Here is a 15,156-nt window from a genome sequence, read left to right as displayed (position 1 = left end):
CGTGGATATACGGGGTTTGGCGGGCCCTCGACGCGGCGGCCGCGGCAGTTGCCGCAGGTGAAAGCGGCGATGGTTGGCGGCCCGTTCGTGGGGGAGCCGATCATTTGAGACAATGTCATGGTGAACCGAGCATCCTTGGATAAGCGTCCGGACGAAGTAGCCACGATGTTTGACGACGTCGCCCCCAAATACGACGTCGTCAACGATGTCCTGTCGATGGGGCAGACGCGCCGCTGGCGCAAGGTAGTGGTGGAGGCCATGGGTGTCTCGGGCGGCCAGCGCGTGCTGGACCTCGCCGCCGGCACCGGCACGTCCAGCGAGCCCTACGCCGACGCCGGCATCAACGTCATCGCCTGCGATTTCTCCCTTGGCATGCTCAAGGTCGGCAAGCGCCGCCGCCCGGACATCGACTTCATCGCCGGGGACGCCACCCGCCTGCCGTTCGCGGACAACACCTTTGACGCCAGCACGATCTCCTTCGGTCTGCGCAACGTCAATGAGCCCAAGAAGGCCCTGGCCGAGATGCTGCGGGTCACCAAGCCCGGCGGGCGGCTGGTCATCGCGGAGTTCTCCCAGCCCGTGGTGCCGCTCTGGCGCACCATGTACACCGAATACCTCATGCGGGCTCTGCCGGCCATCGCCGTCAAGGTCTCGTCCAACCCGGACGCCTACGTCTACCTCGCCGAGTCCATCCGTGCCTGGCCGGACCAGGACCACCTGGCCGCGTGGCTGCAGGAGGCCGGCTGGGAGTCCGTCACCTACCGCAACCTCAGCGGCGGCATTGTCGCCGTGCACCGCGCCCAGAAGCCGGCCGGCCCCGAAGCCGGCCACGCCGCGGGTGCAACGGCGCTTGCCGCCCACACCGGACCGGTGGCCAAACTGCGCCGCAACATCACCCGGCCCGGACGTTAGCCGATACCTGCTGTGAATGTACTGATTGTCGGAGCCGGACCGGCCGGGTCCACCGCCGCCTACTACCTTGCCAAAGCCGGCATTGACGTCACGGTGCTGGAGAAAACCAGCTTTCCCCGCGAAAAGGTCTGCGGTGACGGCCTGACTCCGCGTGCCGTCCGCGAGATCCAGAAGCTGGGACTCCCGCATCCGGAAACCGAGGGCTGGCGCCGGAACAAGGGCCTGCGGCTGATCGCCGGCGGCCGCACGATCGAGCTTCCCTGGCCGGAGGTCTCCGACTTCCCGCAGTACGGGCTGATCCGGACCCGCCTCGGCTTCGATGAGCAGCTGGCCCGGCACGCCCGGTCCGCGGGCGCCGTCGTGCTGGAGCGCCACAGCGTCACCGAGGCCCTGCGCTCCGAGGACGGCCGTGTCACGGGCGTCCGGGCCGCACTGCTGGACGACGCCGGGCGCAAGACGGGCGAAACGCGCGACTTCACGGCCGACGTCGTCCTTGCCGCGGACGGCAACTCGACGCGCACCGCCGTCTCGCTGGGCATCCGGAAGCGCGACGACCGGCCGCTTGGCGTGGCCGTGCGGACCTACTTCACCTCGCCCCGGCACGAGGACGACTGGATGGAAGGCTGGCTTGAGCTTCCCGGCCGCGACGGGAAGCTGCTGCCCGGTTACGGTTGGGTGTTCGGCGTCGGCGACGGCACTTCCAACGTGGGCCTCGGCATCCTGAACTCGTCCAAGGAATTCGGCAAGCTGGACTACAAGCAGGTCCTGCGCGAGTGGACCGCTGGCATGCCCGCGGACTGGGGCTTCACCCCCGAGAACCAGGTGGGGGAGATTCGCGGCGCAGCCCTGCCGATGGGATTCAACCGCACCCCGCACTATTCGCCGGGCCTGCTCCTGCTCGGCGACGCCGGCGGCATGGTGTCCCCGTTCAATGGAGAGGGCATCTCCTACGCCATGGAGTCCGCCCGCTTCGCCGCGGAGTTCATCATCGACGCCGCCGCCCGCTCCGCGTCAGCCGGCTGGGGGTCCGGGGCGGAGGCTTCCAGAGCCGCCGATGCGCACCTGGCGCGGTACGCCGACTACGTGCAGCAGCAGTGGGGCTCGCACTTCACGCTGGGCCGGGCCTTCGCCGCCCTGATCGGCAAGCCGGCGGTCATGAAACTGGCTCTCCGCACGGGCATGCCCATTCCTGTGCTCATGCGGTTCGTGGTCCGGATGCTGGCGAATCTGACCGATCCGGCCGCCAAGGGCTTCGAGGACAGGGTCATCCGGGTCCTGGAATCCCTGGTCCCCGCCACGTCCAACCAGGCCATGCCCACCACGGACAGCGATCCGCACTCCGGCACCAACTCCGCGGTTTCCGCAACTGAAGTTAGGGTTAACCCGTGACCAACTCTGCAGACCAAAGCTGGACGCACGCCGGACACGGCCTGCCGAGCTCTGAACCCAGCCTCAACACCACGGCGATCGCCACCGGCCTCCAACTGCCGGCAGGCTTCGCGGCCATCGCTGGCGACCCCGAACTCGGCCCCGCGATCACCACCAACCTGGCGCGGGTCGAGAAGAAGCTGCGCGAAGCCATTGCCAACTCCGATCCGCTGGCTGACGCAACGTCGCGTCACCTCGTGGAAGCCGGCGGCAAGCGCATTCGCCCGCTCCTGACCCTGCTGTGCGCCCACCTGGGCGACGCCTCCCGGCCCGCCGTGGTGCAGGCCGCCGTCGTCGTTGAACTGACGCACCTCGCCACCCTGTACCACGACGACGTCATGGACTCCGCGCCGTTCCGCCGCGGCGCACCCACGGCCCACGAGGTCTGGGGCAACTCCGTCGCCGTCCTGACCGGCGACCTCATCTTCGCGCGCGCCTCCATCCTGGTCTCTGAGCTCGGCTCGCGTGCGCTGGGCATCCAGGCGCGGACCTTCGAGCGGCTCTGCCTGGGCCAGTTGCACGAGACCGTGGGGCCGCGTCCGGACGAGGACCCCGTGGCGCACTACCTCTCCGTCATCGCGGACAAGACGGGCTCGCTGGTGGCAGCCTCCGGCCAGCTCGGCGCAATCTTCTCCGGTGCAGACGAGGCCTACGAGGCCCTGCTGGTCGAATACGGCGAGAAGGTGGGCGTCGCCTTCCAGCTCGCCGACGACGTCATCGACGTCACCGGGATCAAGGTCAAGTCCGGCAAGTCGCCGGGCACCGACCTGCGCGAAGGCGTCCCCACGCTGCCCGTGCTGCTGCTGCGCAACGCCGCCCGTGACGGGGACCAGTCCGCCGTCGAACTCTTGAAGCTGATCGACGGCGACCTCACCTCGGACGAAGCCCTGGCGGCCGCCGTGGCCGGACTCCGGGAGCACCCTGTCACCGCAGAATCATGGGTGGTCGCGCGCGCCTGGGCGGAGGAGGCCATTGCCGCCCTTGCGCCGCTGCCTGAAGGCGTCGTCAAGGCCTCGCTGACGAGCTTCGCCCACGCGGTCGTGGACCGCAGCAGCTAGCCGCCCCGCGACGTCGGCTGGCCGGGGTCGACTTGCACTGCCGCCTGGGCGCTGCCGGCAATTCCGCCTGGGCGCTTCCGGCTTGCCGCTTCATAAACGGAATGGCCCCGGTTCCTCACAACGTTCGAGTCTTCCGTTGTGCCGAACCGGGGCCATTTCTCCGTTCGCATCAGATCCACCGGAGGCATTTGGTGAACCCAAGAAAGAGACTATGACAAGTTTGTAATGCTGTCTAGGGGTATCTGTAAATAAGTTGTCACAGTTTTTCCCTGTTGGGATTCCGTTGTCAGGACGCCGGGATGCCGATGCCAGTTCGGAATCTCCCACTTCTCGGGCAGACAACGCCCGGAAGCCTTGGGGCACGCCGTCAGCTGGCCCCAAAGTTGGGGAGAATCGGCGTCGGGAGTTTCCACATACGCGTCCAAGCAGCTGTCGGTGGGCCCAGTTCCGGACTGTGCTGGGTTCATGGACCTCACCAGTTACCTCAGGTACGCCGGCTCGGTGGCCCGGACCGGGACGCTGTTGCAGGCAGGCTTCTCGGCGCGGAGCATCAGAAATGCGATTGCGGCAGGGGAAGTCGCCCGCCTGCGCCACGGAATTGTGGCACAGGCGGGCGCGGCGCCTGACCTCGTGGCCGCGGTTCTGGCCAACGGCCTGCTGAGCTGCGTCTCGGCGACAACGCACCACGGGCTTTGGCGGCTCCACGCGCCCGAGCGGCTGCATCTCCTGTGCCAGCACGGCTCGGCAGCCGGTGCAGTCATCCACCGCGGTAGCGTGGTGCCGCCGGAGTTCCCCCGCCCCGTGGCCGGACTGACAGACACCCTGCTGCATGCGCTGCGATGCCTACCCCCGGTTGAGGCCGCCGTCATGGTGGAAAGTGCCCTGCTGCAAGGCCGCACGACACTCGATTACCTCCGGCAGCGGCTGCCGGGAAGCCGTAACGGGGCCGCCCGCGGAATCCTGGACCTGGTCGACGGTACGGCGGACTCTGCAATAGAGGTCGTCGCCAGGCTGCTGTTCAGGAGCCAAGGAATCTATACCCAGACGCAGGTGCATCTGCCGGGAATCGGCATTGTGGACTTTCTCCTGGAGGGGTTCCTGATCGTGGAGATCGACGGAAGCACCCACCTTGAGCGCGCTCAGGTCAAGAAGGATCGGGGGCGGAACAACGCCAGCACCCTGGCGGGCTACGCCGTGCTCCGGTACGGGTATCAGGACGTGGTCTACAACCCGCAGAGGATCGTCGATGAGGTGTGGCAGGTGCTGCGCGGCCGCGTCATCCGCTGAACTCCCCCATGTATGAACTTCCGACGCCGCAGAACGCCGGCGGTTCGCCCCGATACTCCGGTGAAGGAGGCCAAACGTGGGGAGAACCGGCGGTCGATCTTCCGCAGGGCTCCGCCTAGTCTTCGTCCTCGTCGTTGAAGGCCCACTCGAACATGTCGAAGACGAATTCGGAGAAGGTCCCTTCCTCGCTCTTCCACTGGCCGCGGGCGTTGTTGCGGCGGTACACGATCGGATCCGGGACGCTGAGGTCCCCGACGCGGAAACCCCACGTGAACTGCTCTTCCTCGTCTTCGAGGAACATGAGGAAGCCCTCGTCATCGACTTCGAGCTCTTCCGGGTCCCAGAAATAGTGGTAGGCCTCCATGAGGTCCTCGCAGCCCCCGACGGCCAGGTAGAACTCGCGCAGGACCAGCGGGATCTGGAACTGGTGTTCGGCCAGGGCGGCGTCGAGTTCGTCGGCCGCGAGGCCATCCTCTTCCTGCCATTCGTCTTCGAGATACTTCGGTACAAGCGCGCGGAATTTCTCGAGGAACATGTCAGTCATGGTCTTATCCTAGCTAATCCCTAGCGGCCGTTTTCCGCCGTGCCCAGGCCCAGCCGGTGCCAGCCGCGCACGGCCAGCGGGGCGTGCCAGTGGCGGCGCCATGCCGTGACCCGGAAGGCGAAGACGACGGCGGTGACGGCGGTGGCGGAGGCCGCGGTGAAGGTTCCGGTGAGGGACAGGATCGCGGTGGAGGCCGCCCCGGCAAACGCCGGCAAGGCATAGATGTCCTTGGGGTCAAAAAGCTGCGGAACCTCGTTGGCAGTGATGTCGCGCAGCAGGCCGCCGCCCACCGCCGTCGTGACTCCCAGCAGGACGGCAGCCACGGGATTCATCCCGGCGGCCAGGGCCTTGAGGGTGCCGGTGATGCAAAACAGTGCCAGCCCGCCGGCATCGAACAGGATCAGCAGCGAGGTGAAGCGCTGGACGCTGGAGAACAGGAAGTACACCAGGACCGTGGCGAGCAGGGGAGGTGCGAGGTAGGCCGGGTTGGTGAACGCGACCGGCGGCCCGGCGTTGATGATGATGTCGCGGATGACGCCCCCGCCCAGGCTCACCACCGAGGCCAGGAGCAGCGAGCCGATGATGTCGAACTGCTTCCGGGCCGCAAGCAGCGATCCGGAGACCGCAAAGAAGAAGACGCCGGCGAGGTCAAGCCAGACCAGGACAAGGCTGAAGGAGAAGGTCATGAAGCGTCCCGGTCGATAATTAGGCGGCGGATGGGGCGGCTCCAAGGTTACGCTAACGGCTATGAATAGCCCCATCCTGATCGCCTGCGCCCACGGCACGTCCAGCAAGCTCGGAGCCGCGGAGGTCAACGCGCTCCGGGACGGCATCGCCGCGCTCCGGCCCGGACTGGACGTCCGCGAGGCCTACGTCGACGTGCAGGACCCGGACCTGCCGGCCGTCGTGGCGGGGCTCCCGGCGGGGGAGACCGCCGTCGTGGTTCCGCTGCTGCTGAGCGTCGGTTACCACGTCAAGGTGGACATCGCCCGGGCTGTGAAGAGCCGGCCGGGCACTCTTGCCGCCGCGCCGCTGGGGCCGGACCCGCGGCTGGCGGCGCTGTTGGACCAGCGACTGCGCGAGGCAGGCGTAACGGACAACGACGCCGTGATCCTCGCCGCTGCCGGGTCCTCCGACCCAAGTGCCTCCGGCAACGTCGAGGAACTTGCCGGACAGCTGCGCTCCCTGCGGTCCAACCGGATCGTGTCCGCGTACGGCGCGTCCGCCAAGCCCTCGGTGCCCGAAGCCGTGGCCATGCTCCGCGAGGAGGCCGCCGGGGGTGCTGGCGCGGGGGACTCGGCCGGGGGAGTGGACCTGGGTGGCCGGGTTGTCATCGCCTCCTATCTCCTGGCGCCCGGCTTCTTCCATGACCAGCTGGCCAGGGCGGGCGCGGACCTTGTGACAGCGCCGCTCCTGCCCTCGCCGGTCCTCGCCAGCATCGCCTTGGAACGCTACGACGCCGTGCTGGCCGCGGCCGGCCAACCCTTGGCCTGACTGTTCCGCCAGATGCACAGGCGGGCGGCTGGATCAAGGCTTTTCGGCGGTTCGTGACGAAATGTTTCCCTAGGTGACCTCCCGTTTCTGACCCTTTGTGACGGCATTACGGCCACCCCTACAGTCGATGCATGACTGATACAGCTCTAGCCGGAGCGTCCACGGACGAGGCTGCCGCCGGCCGCACCAAGCGACCCTCCCGCCCCGCCGCAAAGCCGCACGGGCAGTGGAAAGTGGACGGCACCACGCCGCTGAACGCCAACGAGACCTGGAAACAGGAAGACAGCGGCCTCAACGTCCGCGAGCGTATCGAGTCCGTCTACTCCAAGCACGGCTTCGATTCCATCGACGGCACCGACCTGCACGGCCGCTTCCGCTGGTGGGGCCTCTACACCCAGCGCAAACCCGGGATCGACGGCGGCAAGACCGCCACGCTTGAGCCGCACGAGCTCGAAGACAAGTACTTCATGCTCCGCGTACGGATCGACGGCGGTGCGCTCACCACCGAGCAGCTGCGCGTCATAGGCCAGATCTCCGTGGACTTCGCCCGCGATTCGGCCGACCTCACGGACCGCCAGAACATCCAGCTGCACTGGATCCGGGTTGAAGACGTGCCCGAGATCTGGCGCCGGCTCGAGGCCGTGGGGCTGTCCACCACGGAAGCCTGCGGCGACGTCCCCCGCGTCATCCTCGGTTCCCCGGTTGCGGGGATCGCCAAGGACGAGATCATCGACCCCACGCCGCTGATCCAGGAGCTCGCGGAACGCTTCATCGGCGACCCCGAGCTCGCTAACCTGCCGCGGAAATACAAGACCGCCATCACCGGCCACCCCAGCCAGGACGTGGTCCACGAAATCAACGACTTCGGCCTGGTGGGCATGGTCCACCCCGAGCTCGGCGCCGGCTACGACCTCTGGGTCGGCGGGGCCCTCTCCACCAACCCCATGCTGGCCAAGCGGCTCGGCGCGTTCGTCAAGCCCGAGGAGGCCGCAGAGGTCTGGCTCGGCGTCACCAGCATCTTCCGCGATTACGGCTACCGCCGCATGCGCACCAAGGCGCGCCTGAAGTTCCTGATGGCCGACTGGGGCCCGGAGAAGTTCCGGCAGATCCTCGAAGATGAATACCTTGGCTTCAAGCTCTCCGACGGCCCCGCAGCGCCCAAGCCGTCCACACCCGGCGACCACATCGGCGTGCACGAACAGAAGGACGGCAAGTTCTTCATCGGTGCCACCCCGCTGGCCGGCCGGCTCTCCGGCAGCCAGCTCGTCAAGCTCGCGGACACCCTGGAAGCCCGCGGCTCGCAGCGTTTGCGCACCACCCCGCACCAGAAGCTCGTGGTCCTCGACGTGCCCAAGGACGAGGTCGAGCCCCTCGTGGCCGAGCTCGACGCCCTGGGCCTGTCCGCCCGGCCGTCCGTGTTCCGTCGCGGCACCATCGCCTGCACGGGCATCGAGTTCTGCAAGCTCGCCATCGTGGAAACCAAGGTCACGGCCGCCACCGCCGTCGCCGAGCTGGAACGCCGCCTGGCCGACCTCGCCGAGAGCAAGCAGCTGCCCCAGGCGCTGTCCCTTCACATCAACGGCTGCCCCAACTCCTGCGCCCGGATCCAGACGGCGGACATCGGCCTCAAGGGCATGATGCTGCCAACGCCCGACGGCGACCCCACGCCCGGCTTCCAGGTCCACCTCGGCGGCGGGCTAGCGTCCAACAGCCGCGAGGAGGCCGGCCTCGGCCGCACCGTCCGTGGCCTCAAGGTCTACGTTGAGGATCTCCCCGATTATGTGGAGCGCGTGGTCCGGAAGTTCGTCGCCGACCGTGCCGAGGGCCAGACCTTCGCCGAATGGGCCCACGCCGCCGAAGAGGGTGATCTCCAGTGACGAAGGCTCAGCCGCTGGCAGGCGGTGCCGCCCAGGGAGTGGCATCGGGCCTGTCGGAGCCGCGCGCTGAGCTGATCGAAGATCAGCAGCGCGGCGAAGGGACGGGGGCGGCATCGCCTGCCAACGGCCCCGTTGCACTCCGCACTCACGAGGAGCTCAAGGCCCTCGCCGAAGCCGGCGCCGCCGAGCTCGGCTGGGACGCCCCGGCCCGCGACGTCATTGCTTGGGTGGCCCGCAATTTCGAGCTGCCCGCGGTCGCCGTCGCCTGCTCCATGGCCGACGCCGTCCTGCCGGCGCTCGTCGCGGACCAGCTCCCCGGCGTCGACGTCCTCTTCCTCGAAACCGGCTACCACTTCCCGGAGACGTACGCGACCCGCGACGAGGTGGCAGCCAACCTCCGCGTCAACGTCGTGGACGTCCTGCCGGAGAACACCGTGGAGCAGCAGGACCGGCTCTTGGGCAAGGACCTCTTCGCCCGCGACGCCGCCCAGTGCTGTGCCCTGCGCAAGGTGGCGCCCCTGCGCCGCACCCTCGCCGGATACGAGCTCTGGTTCACCGGAGTCCGCCGCGACGAGGCCCCCACCCGCACCAACACGCCGCTGATCACCTGGGACGAGGCCAACGGCCTGGTCAAGGTCAACCCGGTGGCGGCCTGGACGTTCGACCAGCTGGTGCAGTACTCCGACGACAACCTCCTTCCCGTCAACCCGCTGCTTTCACAGGGCTACCCGTCCATTGGCTGCCAGCCCTGCACCCGCAAGGTAGCGCCCGGCGACGACCCCCGCGCCGGCCGCTGGGCAGGAACCGACAAGACAGAATGCGGACTACACGTATGAGCACTTTCCTGACTGAGGAGCCCACACAGGTGACCGACGCTCCCGTTTCCACACGCCTCTCCAGCCTCGACACCCTCGAGTCCGAGGCCATCCACATCATCCGCGAGGTCGTCGCCGAGTTCGAGAAGCCGGCGCTGCTGTTTTCCGGCGGCAAGGACTCCGTGGTCATGCTCCACCTGGCCACCAAGGCGTTCTGGCCCGGCAAGGTGCCCTTCCCGGTCCTGCATGTGGACACCGGGCACAACTTCCCCGAGGTCATCGAGTTCCGCGACCGCACGGTGGAGCGTCTGGGCCTCAAGCTCGTCGTCGGCTCCGTCCAGGAGTTCATCGACTCCGGCGAGCTGGCCGAACGCGCCGACGGCACCCGCAACCCGCTGCAGACCGTCCCGCTGCTGGATGCGATCCAGCGCAACAAGTTCGACGCCGTCTTCGGCGGCGGCCGCCGCGACGAGGACAAGGCCCGCGCCAAGGAGCGGATCCTGAGCCTGCGCGACGAGTTCGGCCAGTGGGACCCCCGCAACCAGCGCCCCGAATTGTGGAACCTGTACAACGGCCGGCACACCGTGGGCCAGCACGTCCGGGCCTTCCCGATCAGCAACTGGACCGAACTGGACGTGTGGCGCTACATCGAGCGCGAAAACATCGAGCTGCCGGGCCTCTACTACGCCCACGAGCGCGAGGTCTTCGCCCGCGACGGCATGTGGCGCGCGGTCGGCGAGGTCTCCCAGCCGCGCGACCACGAGGAAGTCATCACCAAGACAGTCCGGTACAGGACCGTCGGTGACATGTCCTGCACCGGCGCCGTGGAATCGGCCGCCGCCACCGTGCGCGACGTCGTCATTGAAGTTGCCGCCTCCACCATCACCGAACGTGGCGCCACCCGGGCCGATGACCGCATCTCCGAGGCCGCCATGGAAGACCGCAAGAAGGACGGCTATTTCTAATGAGCACGGAAACTTTCCTCGCGGGCCCGGACCTGGCGTCCGCGGCGCTGCCCACCACGCTGTTCCGTTTCGCCACCGCAGGCTCCGTCGATGACGGCAAGTCCACCCTCGTGGGCCGGCTCCTGCACGACTCCAAGGCGATCCTCGCCGACCAGCTCGACGCGGTCGCCCGCACCTCCGCGGACCGCGGCTTTGGGGGTTCGGCTGGCGGGATCGACCTCGCCCTGCTGACCGACGGCCTGCGCGCCGAGCGCGAGCAGGGCATCACCATCGACGTCGCCTACCGCTACTTCGCCACTGACCGCCGCAGCTTCATCCTCGCGGACTGCCCCGGGCACGTGCAGTACACCAAGAACACGGTGACCGGCGCGTCCACGGCGGACGCCGTCGTCGTGCTCATCGACGCCCGCAAGGGGGTCCTGGAGCAGACCCGCCGGCACCTGTCCGTGCTGCAGCTGCTGCGCGTTGCACATGTCATTGTGGCCGTGAACAAAATCGACCTCGTGGAGTTCAGCGAGGACGTGTTCCGCGCGATCGAGGCGGACGTCCAGCAGGTCGGCCGCGAGCTCGGGCTTGGTTCCGACGGGGTTGCCGACCTCCTGGTCATCCCCGTGTCCGCGCTCGACGGCGACAACGTCGTCGACCGCTCGGACCGCACCCCCTGGTACGACGGGCCGGCCCTGCTGGAAGTCCTGGAGACCCTGCCGGCCGCCGACGAACTCGAAAGCCACCTCGAGAGCTTCCGCTTCCCGGTCCAGCTGGTGGTCCGGCCACAGGGTGCGCTGGCCCCCGACGCCGTCGCCGGCGGCCTGGATCCGGAGGCGTACCGCGACTACCGTGCCTACGCCGGCCAGATCACCGAAGGTTCCGTGAAGCTTGGGGACCAGGTCAGCGTCCTGACGCCGGGCCAGGCACCGCGCACCACCACGGTCACCGGGATCGACTTCGCCGGCCGTGAGCTCGCCGAGGCGGCTGCCCCGCAGTCCGTGGCACTGCGCCTGGCGGATGAGTTCGACGTCGCCCGCGGTGACACGATTGCGGCGGCCGGGACCGTGCGCGAGGCCTCGGCAGACGTGTATGCCGCGCTGTGCTGGCTCTCGCCCAAGCCGCTCCGGGAAGGCGCCAAGGTGCTGGTCAAGCACGGCACCCGCACGGTCCAGGCCCTGGTCCGGAACGTGACGGGCAAGCTGGACCTCGCCAGTTTCCAGCTGGAACCGACCACCACGCTGGAGCTGAACGACATCGGGCACGCGCAGCTTCGGCTCGCCGCTCCGCTCCCCCTGGAGAACTACCTGCACCACCGCCGCACCGGGGCGTTCCTCGTGATCGACCCGCTCGACGGCAACACCCTTGCCGCCGGCCTGGTCAACGACCACCCCGGCGACCACGAAGACGAGCGCTACTCGATCTAGGTCTTCTGTTACACGGGCGCAGCCTGTTTCCCGGCCCGCCGCCATATGCCGCGGGCCTGGAAACAGGCTGCCGTCTTTTGAGGCCGAATATGACGCCGCATGAACCCGCGTGACCCCCGGTTTCCGGACCGTTGAACCGCGTTTATGACACTCCCTATGGTGAATGAATGAAGACAACGGAACGGATCCACGGCTCCCCCCGCAGGAACCTCCAGGGGCGATGTCGCCGGCGCTGACCACCACGCCCGGCAATTCCGCACGCACCCCAGAACAGGACTTCACCCATGTCACGCACCCCCGAAAAACCCGCGCCCGGCACGCAGCCCGGCACCACCCGGATCGTCGCCGGCGAGACCGGTAAACCCAAACGCAAGCGGACTCTTGAGATCGCGCTGGCCGCAGGGCTTGTGCTGCTGATCGGCGCCGGTGCGGCCGTGGCCTCCACGCTGTCCCGCGGTCCGGAAACCGCCTCGGCGGCCGTGGCGGGCACGAGCCCGGCTGCGGAGCTGCGGTTGGGCTATTTCGGCAACATCACCCACGCCCCGGCCCTGGTCGGGGTGAACAAGGGGTTCATCGCCAAGGAACTCGGCCAGACCAAGCTGACCACGCAGGTCTTCAATGCCGGCCCGGCCGCGATCGAGGCCCTGAACGCCGGCGCGATCGACGCGACCTACATCGGCCCGAACCCGGCGATCAACTCCTACGTCAAGAGCGGCGGTGCATCGGTCAGCATCATCGCCGGTGCCGCGTCCGGCGGGGCGCAGCTGGTGGTGAAGCCCGGGATCAACTCGGCGGCGGACCTGAGGGGCAAGACGCTCGCGTCCCCGCAGCTGGGCGGCACCCAGGACGTGGCGCTGCGGGCGTGGCTGGGCAAGCAGGGGTTCAAGACCTCCACCGACGGCGGCGGGGACGTCGCGATCAACCCGACCGAGAACGCCCAGACCCTGAAGCTGTTCCAGGACGGCAAGCTCGACGGTGCGTGGCTCCCGGAGCCCTGGGCCTCCCGCCTGGTGCTGCAGGCCGGTGCGAAGGTCCTGGTCGATGAGAAGGATCTGTGGGACAAAGGCGAGTTCGTCACCACGGTGCTGATTGTGAACAAGAAGTTCGCCGCGGAGCACCCGGCCACGGTGCAGGCGCTGCTGAAGGGCCATGTGGAATCCGTGGACTGGCTCAACGCGGCCCCGGCGGGCGAGAAGGCCACGGTCCTCAATGCCGCGCTCAAGGCCGCGGCCGGCTCGGCGCTGCCGGCGGACGTGATCGACCGGTCCCTGAAGAACATTGTCTTCACGATCGACCCGCTGGCCGGGACGTACAAGAAGCTGCTCCAGGATGGTGTCGACGCCGGCACCACCAAGCAGGCCGACATCAGCGGCATCTTCGACCTCACTGCCCTCAACGCCGTCGCCGGCAAGAAGATCTCCGCCCAAGGACTCGGCAAGGACTAGCTCCTTGGCCTCCAGCAATCCGCCACAACAGTAAGGACCTGACCATGCCAGTCGTACTGGAAAACCTGGGCAAGCGCTTCGGCGACGGCGCCCCGGTGCTGGACGACGTCAACGCCACCATCGCGCAGGGCGAGTTCGTCGCCCTGCTCGGTGCCTCCGGCTGCGGCAAGTCCACCCTGCTCAACATCATGGCGGGACTGGAGGCCCCGACGTCGGGCGCCTTGGAGGTGCCCAGCGACGGCGCCGCCTTCATGTTCCAGGACGCGGCGCTTTTTCCCTGGCTGACGGCCCGGGAAAACATCGAGCTGGCCCTGAAACTGCGCGGCGTCGGGAAGGCCGAGCGCCGCGTCCGCGCCGGGGAGCTGCTGGACCTGGTGCACCTGGGCGGCGCGGGGGACAAACGTCCGCACGAACTCTCCGGCGGGATGCGCCAGCGTGTGGCCCTGGCCCGTTCCCTGGCCCAGGACCGGCAGCTGCTGCTCATGGACGAGCCGTTCGCGGCGCTGGATGCGATTACGCGCGACCTGCTCCACGACGAGCTGGAACGCATCTGGAAGGAAACCGGCCGCACCATCGTCTTCGTCACGCACAACGTCCGCGAGGCCGTCCGGCTGGGCCAGCGCGTGCTGCTGCTCTCCTCCCGGCCCGGCCGCGTGGTGGAGGAATGGCACGTCACCGAAGAACACCGAACCGACGCCGGTCTGGCCGGCCAGCTCACCGGCGTCATCACCGCCCGGCTACGCGAGGAGATCCGCCGCCATGCCAAGTAAGTTCCTTTGGAGCTCCACGCCCGATGCCGCCCCCGCCCCTTCGCCGGACCGCTTTCGTCCTGCGGACGAAGCGGCCGGCTCCGACAGCGGCAACGGCCTTCCCAACGCTCGCAAGCTCGCGTCGGGTCCCTCGGCCGATGCCTTGGATGCCACTCCCGGGGCGGCACCGGGCGCGAAGCCCGGCGCCGCGTCGGTCACAGCGGCCCTGACCCGCTCCTCCAGCGGCAAGGAAGACCTGCGCGAGCTCGAAGCGGGCCTGGATTCCCTCCAGTCCGACTCCATCCGTAAGGCCCGCATCGACTGGAGCAGGATTCTGCTGCCGGTCGCTGCCCTCGCGGTGCTCGTCATCCTCTGGCAGCTGTACGTGTCGCTGGGCTTCAAGCGTCGGGACATCGTGCCCGGCCCGATGGACGTCATCAGCCAGATTGGAACCCTGTGGAGCGAGGGCAAGCTGCAGGAGGCCGTCTGGACGTCGCTGCAGCGCGGCGTCGTGGGCTTCCTGATCAGCGTGGTCATCGCGACGCCGGTGGGGCTCCTGCTGGCGCAGGTGGCACCGTTGCGGCGCGCATTCGGCCCGCTGATCTCCGGGTTGCAGGTGCTGCCGTCCGTGGCTTGGGTGCCCGCGGCCATCCTCTGGTTCGGCCTCACCGACGCCACGGTGTATTTCGTGGTGTTCATGGGTGCCATCCCTTCGATCATCAATGGCCTGATCTCCGGCGTGGACCAGATTCCGCCGCAGTACCGCAGCGTCGGAAAGGTCCTGGGTGCGTCGCGGCTCCAACTTGCCCTGCAGATCATCCTGCCGGCCGCCCTGCCCGGATACCTCAGCGGCCTCAAACAGGGCTGGGCGTTCTCCTGGCGCTCGCTCATGGCGGCGGAAATCATCGCCGTCGGCGGCACCATCGGCTTCGGGTTGGGCTCCATGCTGGATCAGGGCCGCGTCCTGTCCGACATGACCATCGTGATGTCCGCCATCCTGCTGATCCTCGCCGTCGGCATCCTGATCGAACTGCTTGTCTTCGCCCCGATCGAAAAGCGGCTGCTCCGCCGCCGGGGCCTCCTCGCCGGCAGCACCCGCTAGGCGCAGCACCCGGCAGCATGCCTGCCTCGACGTCACCCCTTGCACAGCAACGCGGGGTCACTTGCGGC

Annotated in this window: 14 protein-coding genes; 12 read left to right on the top strand and 2 right to left on the bottom strand. The window is 68.3% G+C overall.

What is annotated here, in order from left to right:
* Nucleotides 1-120 precede the first annotated feature (120 nt).
* The 4 genes from C9424_RS01790 to C9424_RS01775 all read left to right on the top strand — a co-directional run bounded on the left by C9424_RS01790 (nucleotide 121) and on the right by C9424_RS01775 (nucleotide 4,685).
* Nucleotides 121-912, top strand: a complete 792-nt coding sequence (locus C9424_RS01790; RefSeq protein WP_175460444.1) for a demethylmenaquinone methyltransferase — start codon at nucleotides 121-123, stop codon at nucleotides 910-912.
* 12 nt (nucleotides 913-924) lie between these two features.
* Complete coding sequence (locus tag C9424_RS01785) at nucleotides 925-2,301, top strand: geranylgeranyl reductase family protein (protein WP_116765216.1); 1,377 nt, start codon at nucleotides 925-927, stop codon at nucleotides 2,299-2,301.
* A complete protein-coding gene (locus C9424_RS01780; RefSeq protein ID WP_116765215.1) occupies nucleotides 2,298-3,398 on the top strand; it encodes a polyprenyl synthetase family protein in 1,101 nt (366 codons plus the stop codon). Before C9424_RS01785 ends, C9424_RS01780 begins: the two co-directional genes overlap by 4 nt.
* 465 nt (nucleotides 3,399-3,863) lie before the next feature.
* Nucleotides 3,864-4,685: an endonuclease domain-containing protein gene (locus tag C9424_RS01775; protein WP_116765214.1), complete on the top strand. Its 822-nt coding sequence runs from the start codon at nucleotides 3,864-3,866 to the stop codon at nucleotides 4,683-4,685.
* A gap of 115 nt (nucleotides 4,686-4,800) precedes the next feature.
* On the opposite strand, the gene C9424_RS01770 is transcribed toward C9424_RS01775, so the two are convergent.
* Nucleotides 4,801-5,229 (bottom strand): hypothetical protein, encoded by a 429-nt coding sequence (locus tag C9424_RS01770; protein WP_116765213.1) that lies wholly within the window; start codon nucleotides 5,227-5,229, stop codon nucleotides 4,801-4,803.
* 20 nt (nucleotides 5,230-5,249) lie between these two features.
* Nucleotides 5,250-5,915, bottom strand: a complete 666-nt coding sequence (locus C9424_RS01765) for a trimeric intracellular cation channel family protein (RefSeq protein WP_116765212.1) — start codon at nucleotides 5,913-5,915, stop codon at nucleotides 5,250-5,252.
* A gap of 61 nt (nucleotides 5,916-5,976) precedes the next feature.
* Between C9424_RS01765 and C9424_RS01760 the strand changes: the two genes are divergently transcribed.
* The 8 genes from C9424_RS01760 to C9424_RS01725 all read left to right on the top strand — a co-directional run bounded on the left by C9424_RS01760 (nucleotide 5,977) and on the right by C9424_RS01725 (nucleotide 15,088).
* On the top strand, nucleotides 5,977-6,723 hold the full coding sequence (locus tag C9424_RS01760; protein ID WP_116765211.1) for a sirohydrochlorin chelatase: 747 nt from the start codon (nucleotides 5,977-5,979) through the stop codon (nucleotides 6,721-6,723).
* Nucleotides 6,724-6,854: 131 nt separating this feature from the next.
* Nucleotides 6,855-8,600 carry a nitrite/sulfite reductase gene (locus C9424_RS01755; RefSeq protein WP_116765210.1) on the top strand — a complete coding sequence of 582 codons (1,746 nt, stop codon included), beginning with the start codon at nucleotides 6,855-6,857 and terminating at the stop codon, nucleotides 8,598-8,600.
* Between the two features lie 50 nt (nucleotides 8,601-8,650).
* Entirely contained in the window at nucleotides 8,651-9,436 is a 786-nt protein-coding gene (locus C9424_RS01750; RefSeq protein WP_442862006.1) for a phosphoadenylyl-sulfate reductase, read from the top strand.
* On the top strand, nucleotides 9,433-10,380 hold the full coding sequence (gene cysD / locus C9424_RS01745) for a sulfate adenylyltransferase subunit CysD (RefSeq protein WP_091251270.1): 948 nt from the start codon (nucleotides 9,433-9,435) through the stop codon (nucleotides 10,378-10,380). The genes C9424_RS01750 and cysD overlap by 4 nt, the downstream gene beginning before the upstream one ends.
* The gene (locus C9424_RS01740) at nucleotides 10,380-11,792 is read left to right on the top strand and encodes a sulfate adenylyltransferase subunit 1 (RefSeq protein ID WP_116765209.1); all 1,413 of its coding nucleotides are present in this window, start codon (nucleotides 10,380-10,382) and stop codon (nucleotides 11,790-11,792) included. Before cysD ends, C9424_RS01740 begins: the two co-directional genes overlap by 1 nt.
* 284 nt (nucleotides 11,793-12,076) lie before the next feature.
* Nucleotides 12,077-13,237, top strand: a complete 1,161-nt coding sequence (locus tag C9424_RS01735; RefSeq protein WP_116765208.1) for an ABC transporter substrate-binding protein — start codon at nucleotides 12,077-12,079, stop codon at nucleotides 13,235-13,237.
* 44 nt (nucleotides 13,238-13,281) lie between these two features.
* Entirely contained in the window at nucleotides 13,282-14,007 is a 726-nt protein-coding gene (locus tag C9424_RS01730; protein WP_116765207.1) for an ABC transporter ATP-binding protein, read from the top strand.
* On the top strand, nucleotides 13,997-15,088 hold the full coding sequence (locus tag C9424_RS01725) for an ABC transporter permease (RefSeq protein ID WP_237563238.1): 1,092 nt from the start codon (nucleotides 13,997-13,999) through the stop codon (nucleotides 15,086-15,088). The genes C9424_RS01730 and C9424_RS01725 overlap by 11 nt, the downstream gene beginning before the upstream one ends.
* Nucleotides 15,089-15,156: the final 68 nt, after the last annotated feature.

Origin of the sequence: Arthrobacter sp. H-02-3 (genome assembly GCF_003097355.1) — a bacterium.
Classification (GTDB): domain Bacteria; phylum Actinomycetota; class Actinomycetes; order Actinomycetales; family Micrococcaceae; genus Arthrobacter; species Arthrobacter humicola.
The sequence above is the reverse complement of the archived record's forward strand: the minus strand, read 5'-3'. Positions and strand labels throughout refer to the sequence as shown.

Excerpts from the sequence above, each read along its gene's own strand:
- C9424_RS01775 (WP_116765214.1), top strand. The coding sequence starts at position 3,864 with ATGGACCTCACCAGTTACCTCAGGTACGCCGGCTCGGTGGCCCGGACC.
- C9424_RS01770 (WP_116765213.1), bottom strand. The coding sequence starts at position 5,229 with ATGACTGACATGTTCCTCGAGAAATTCCGCGCGCTTGTACCGAAGTAT.
- C9424_RS01765 (WP_116765212.1), bottom strand. The coding sequence starts at position 5,915 with ATGACCTTCTCCTTCAGCCTTGTCCTGGTCTGGCTTGACCTCGCCGGC.
- C9424_RS01760 (WP_116765211.1), top strand. The coding sequence starts at position 5,977 with ATGAATAGCCCCATCCTGATCGCCTGCGCCCACGGCACGTCCAGCAAG.
- C9424_RS01755 (WP_116765210.1), top strand. The coding sequence starts at position 6,855 with ATGACTGATACAGCTCTAGCCGGAGCGTCCACGGACGAGGCTGCCGCC.
- cysD (WP_091251270.1), top strand. The coding sequence starts at position 9,433 with ATGAGCACTTTCCTGACTGAGGAGCCCACACAGGTGACCGACGCTCCC.
- C9424_RS01740 (WP_116765209.1), top strand. The coding sequence starts at position 10,380 with ATGAGCACGGAAACTTTCCTCGCGGGCCCGGACCTGGCGTCCGCGGCG.
- C9424_RS01735 (WP_116765208.1), top strand. The coding sequence starts at position 12,077 with ATGTCACGCACCCCCGAAAAACCCGCGCCCGGCACGCAGCCCGGCACC.
- C9424_RS01730 (WP_116765207.1), top strand. The coding sequence starts at position 13,282 with ATGCCAGTCGTACTGGAAAACCTGGGCAAGCGCTTCGGCGACGGCGCC.
- C9424_RS01725 (WP_237563238.1), top strand. The coding sequence starts at position 13,997 with ATGCCAAGTAAGTTCCTTTGGAGCTCCACGCCCGATGCCGCCCCCGCC.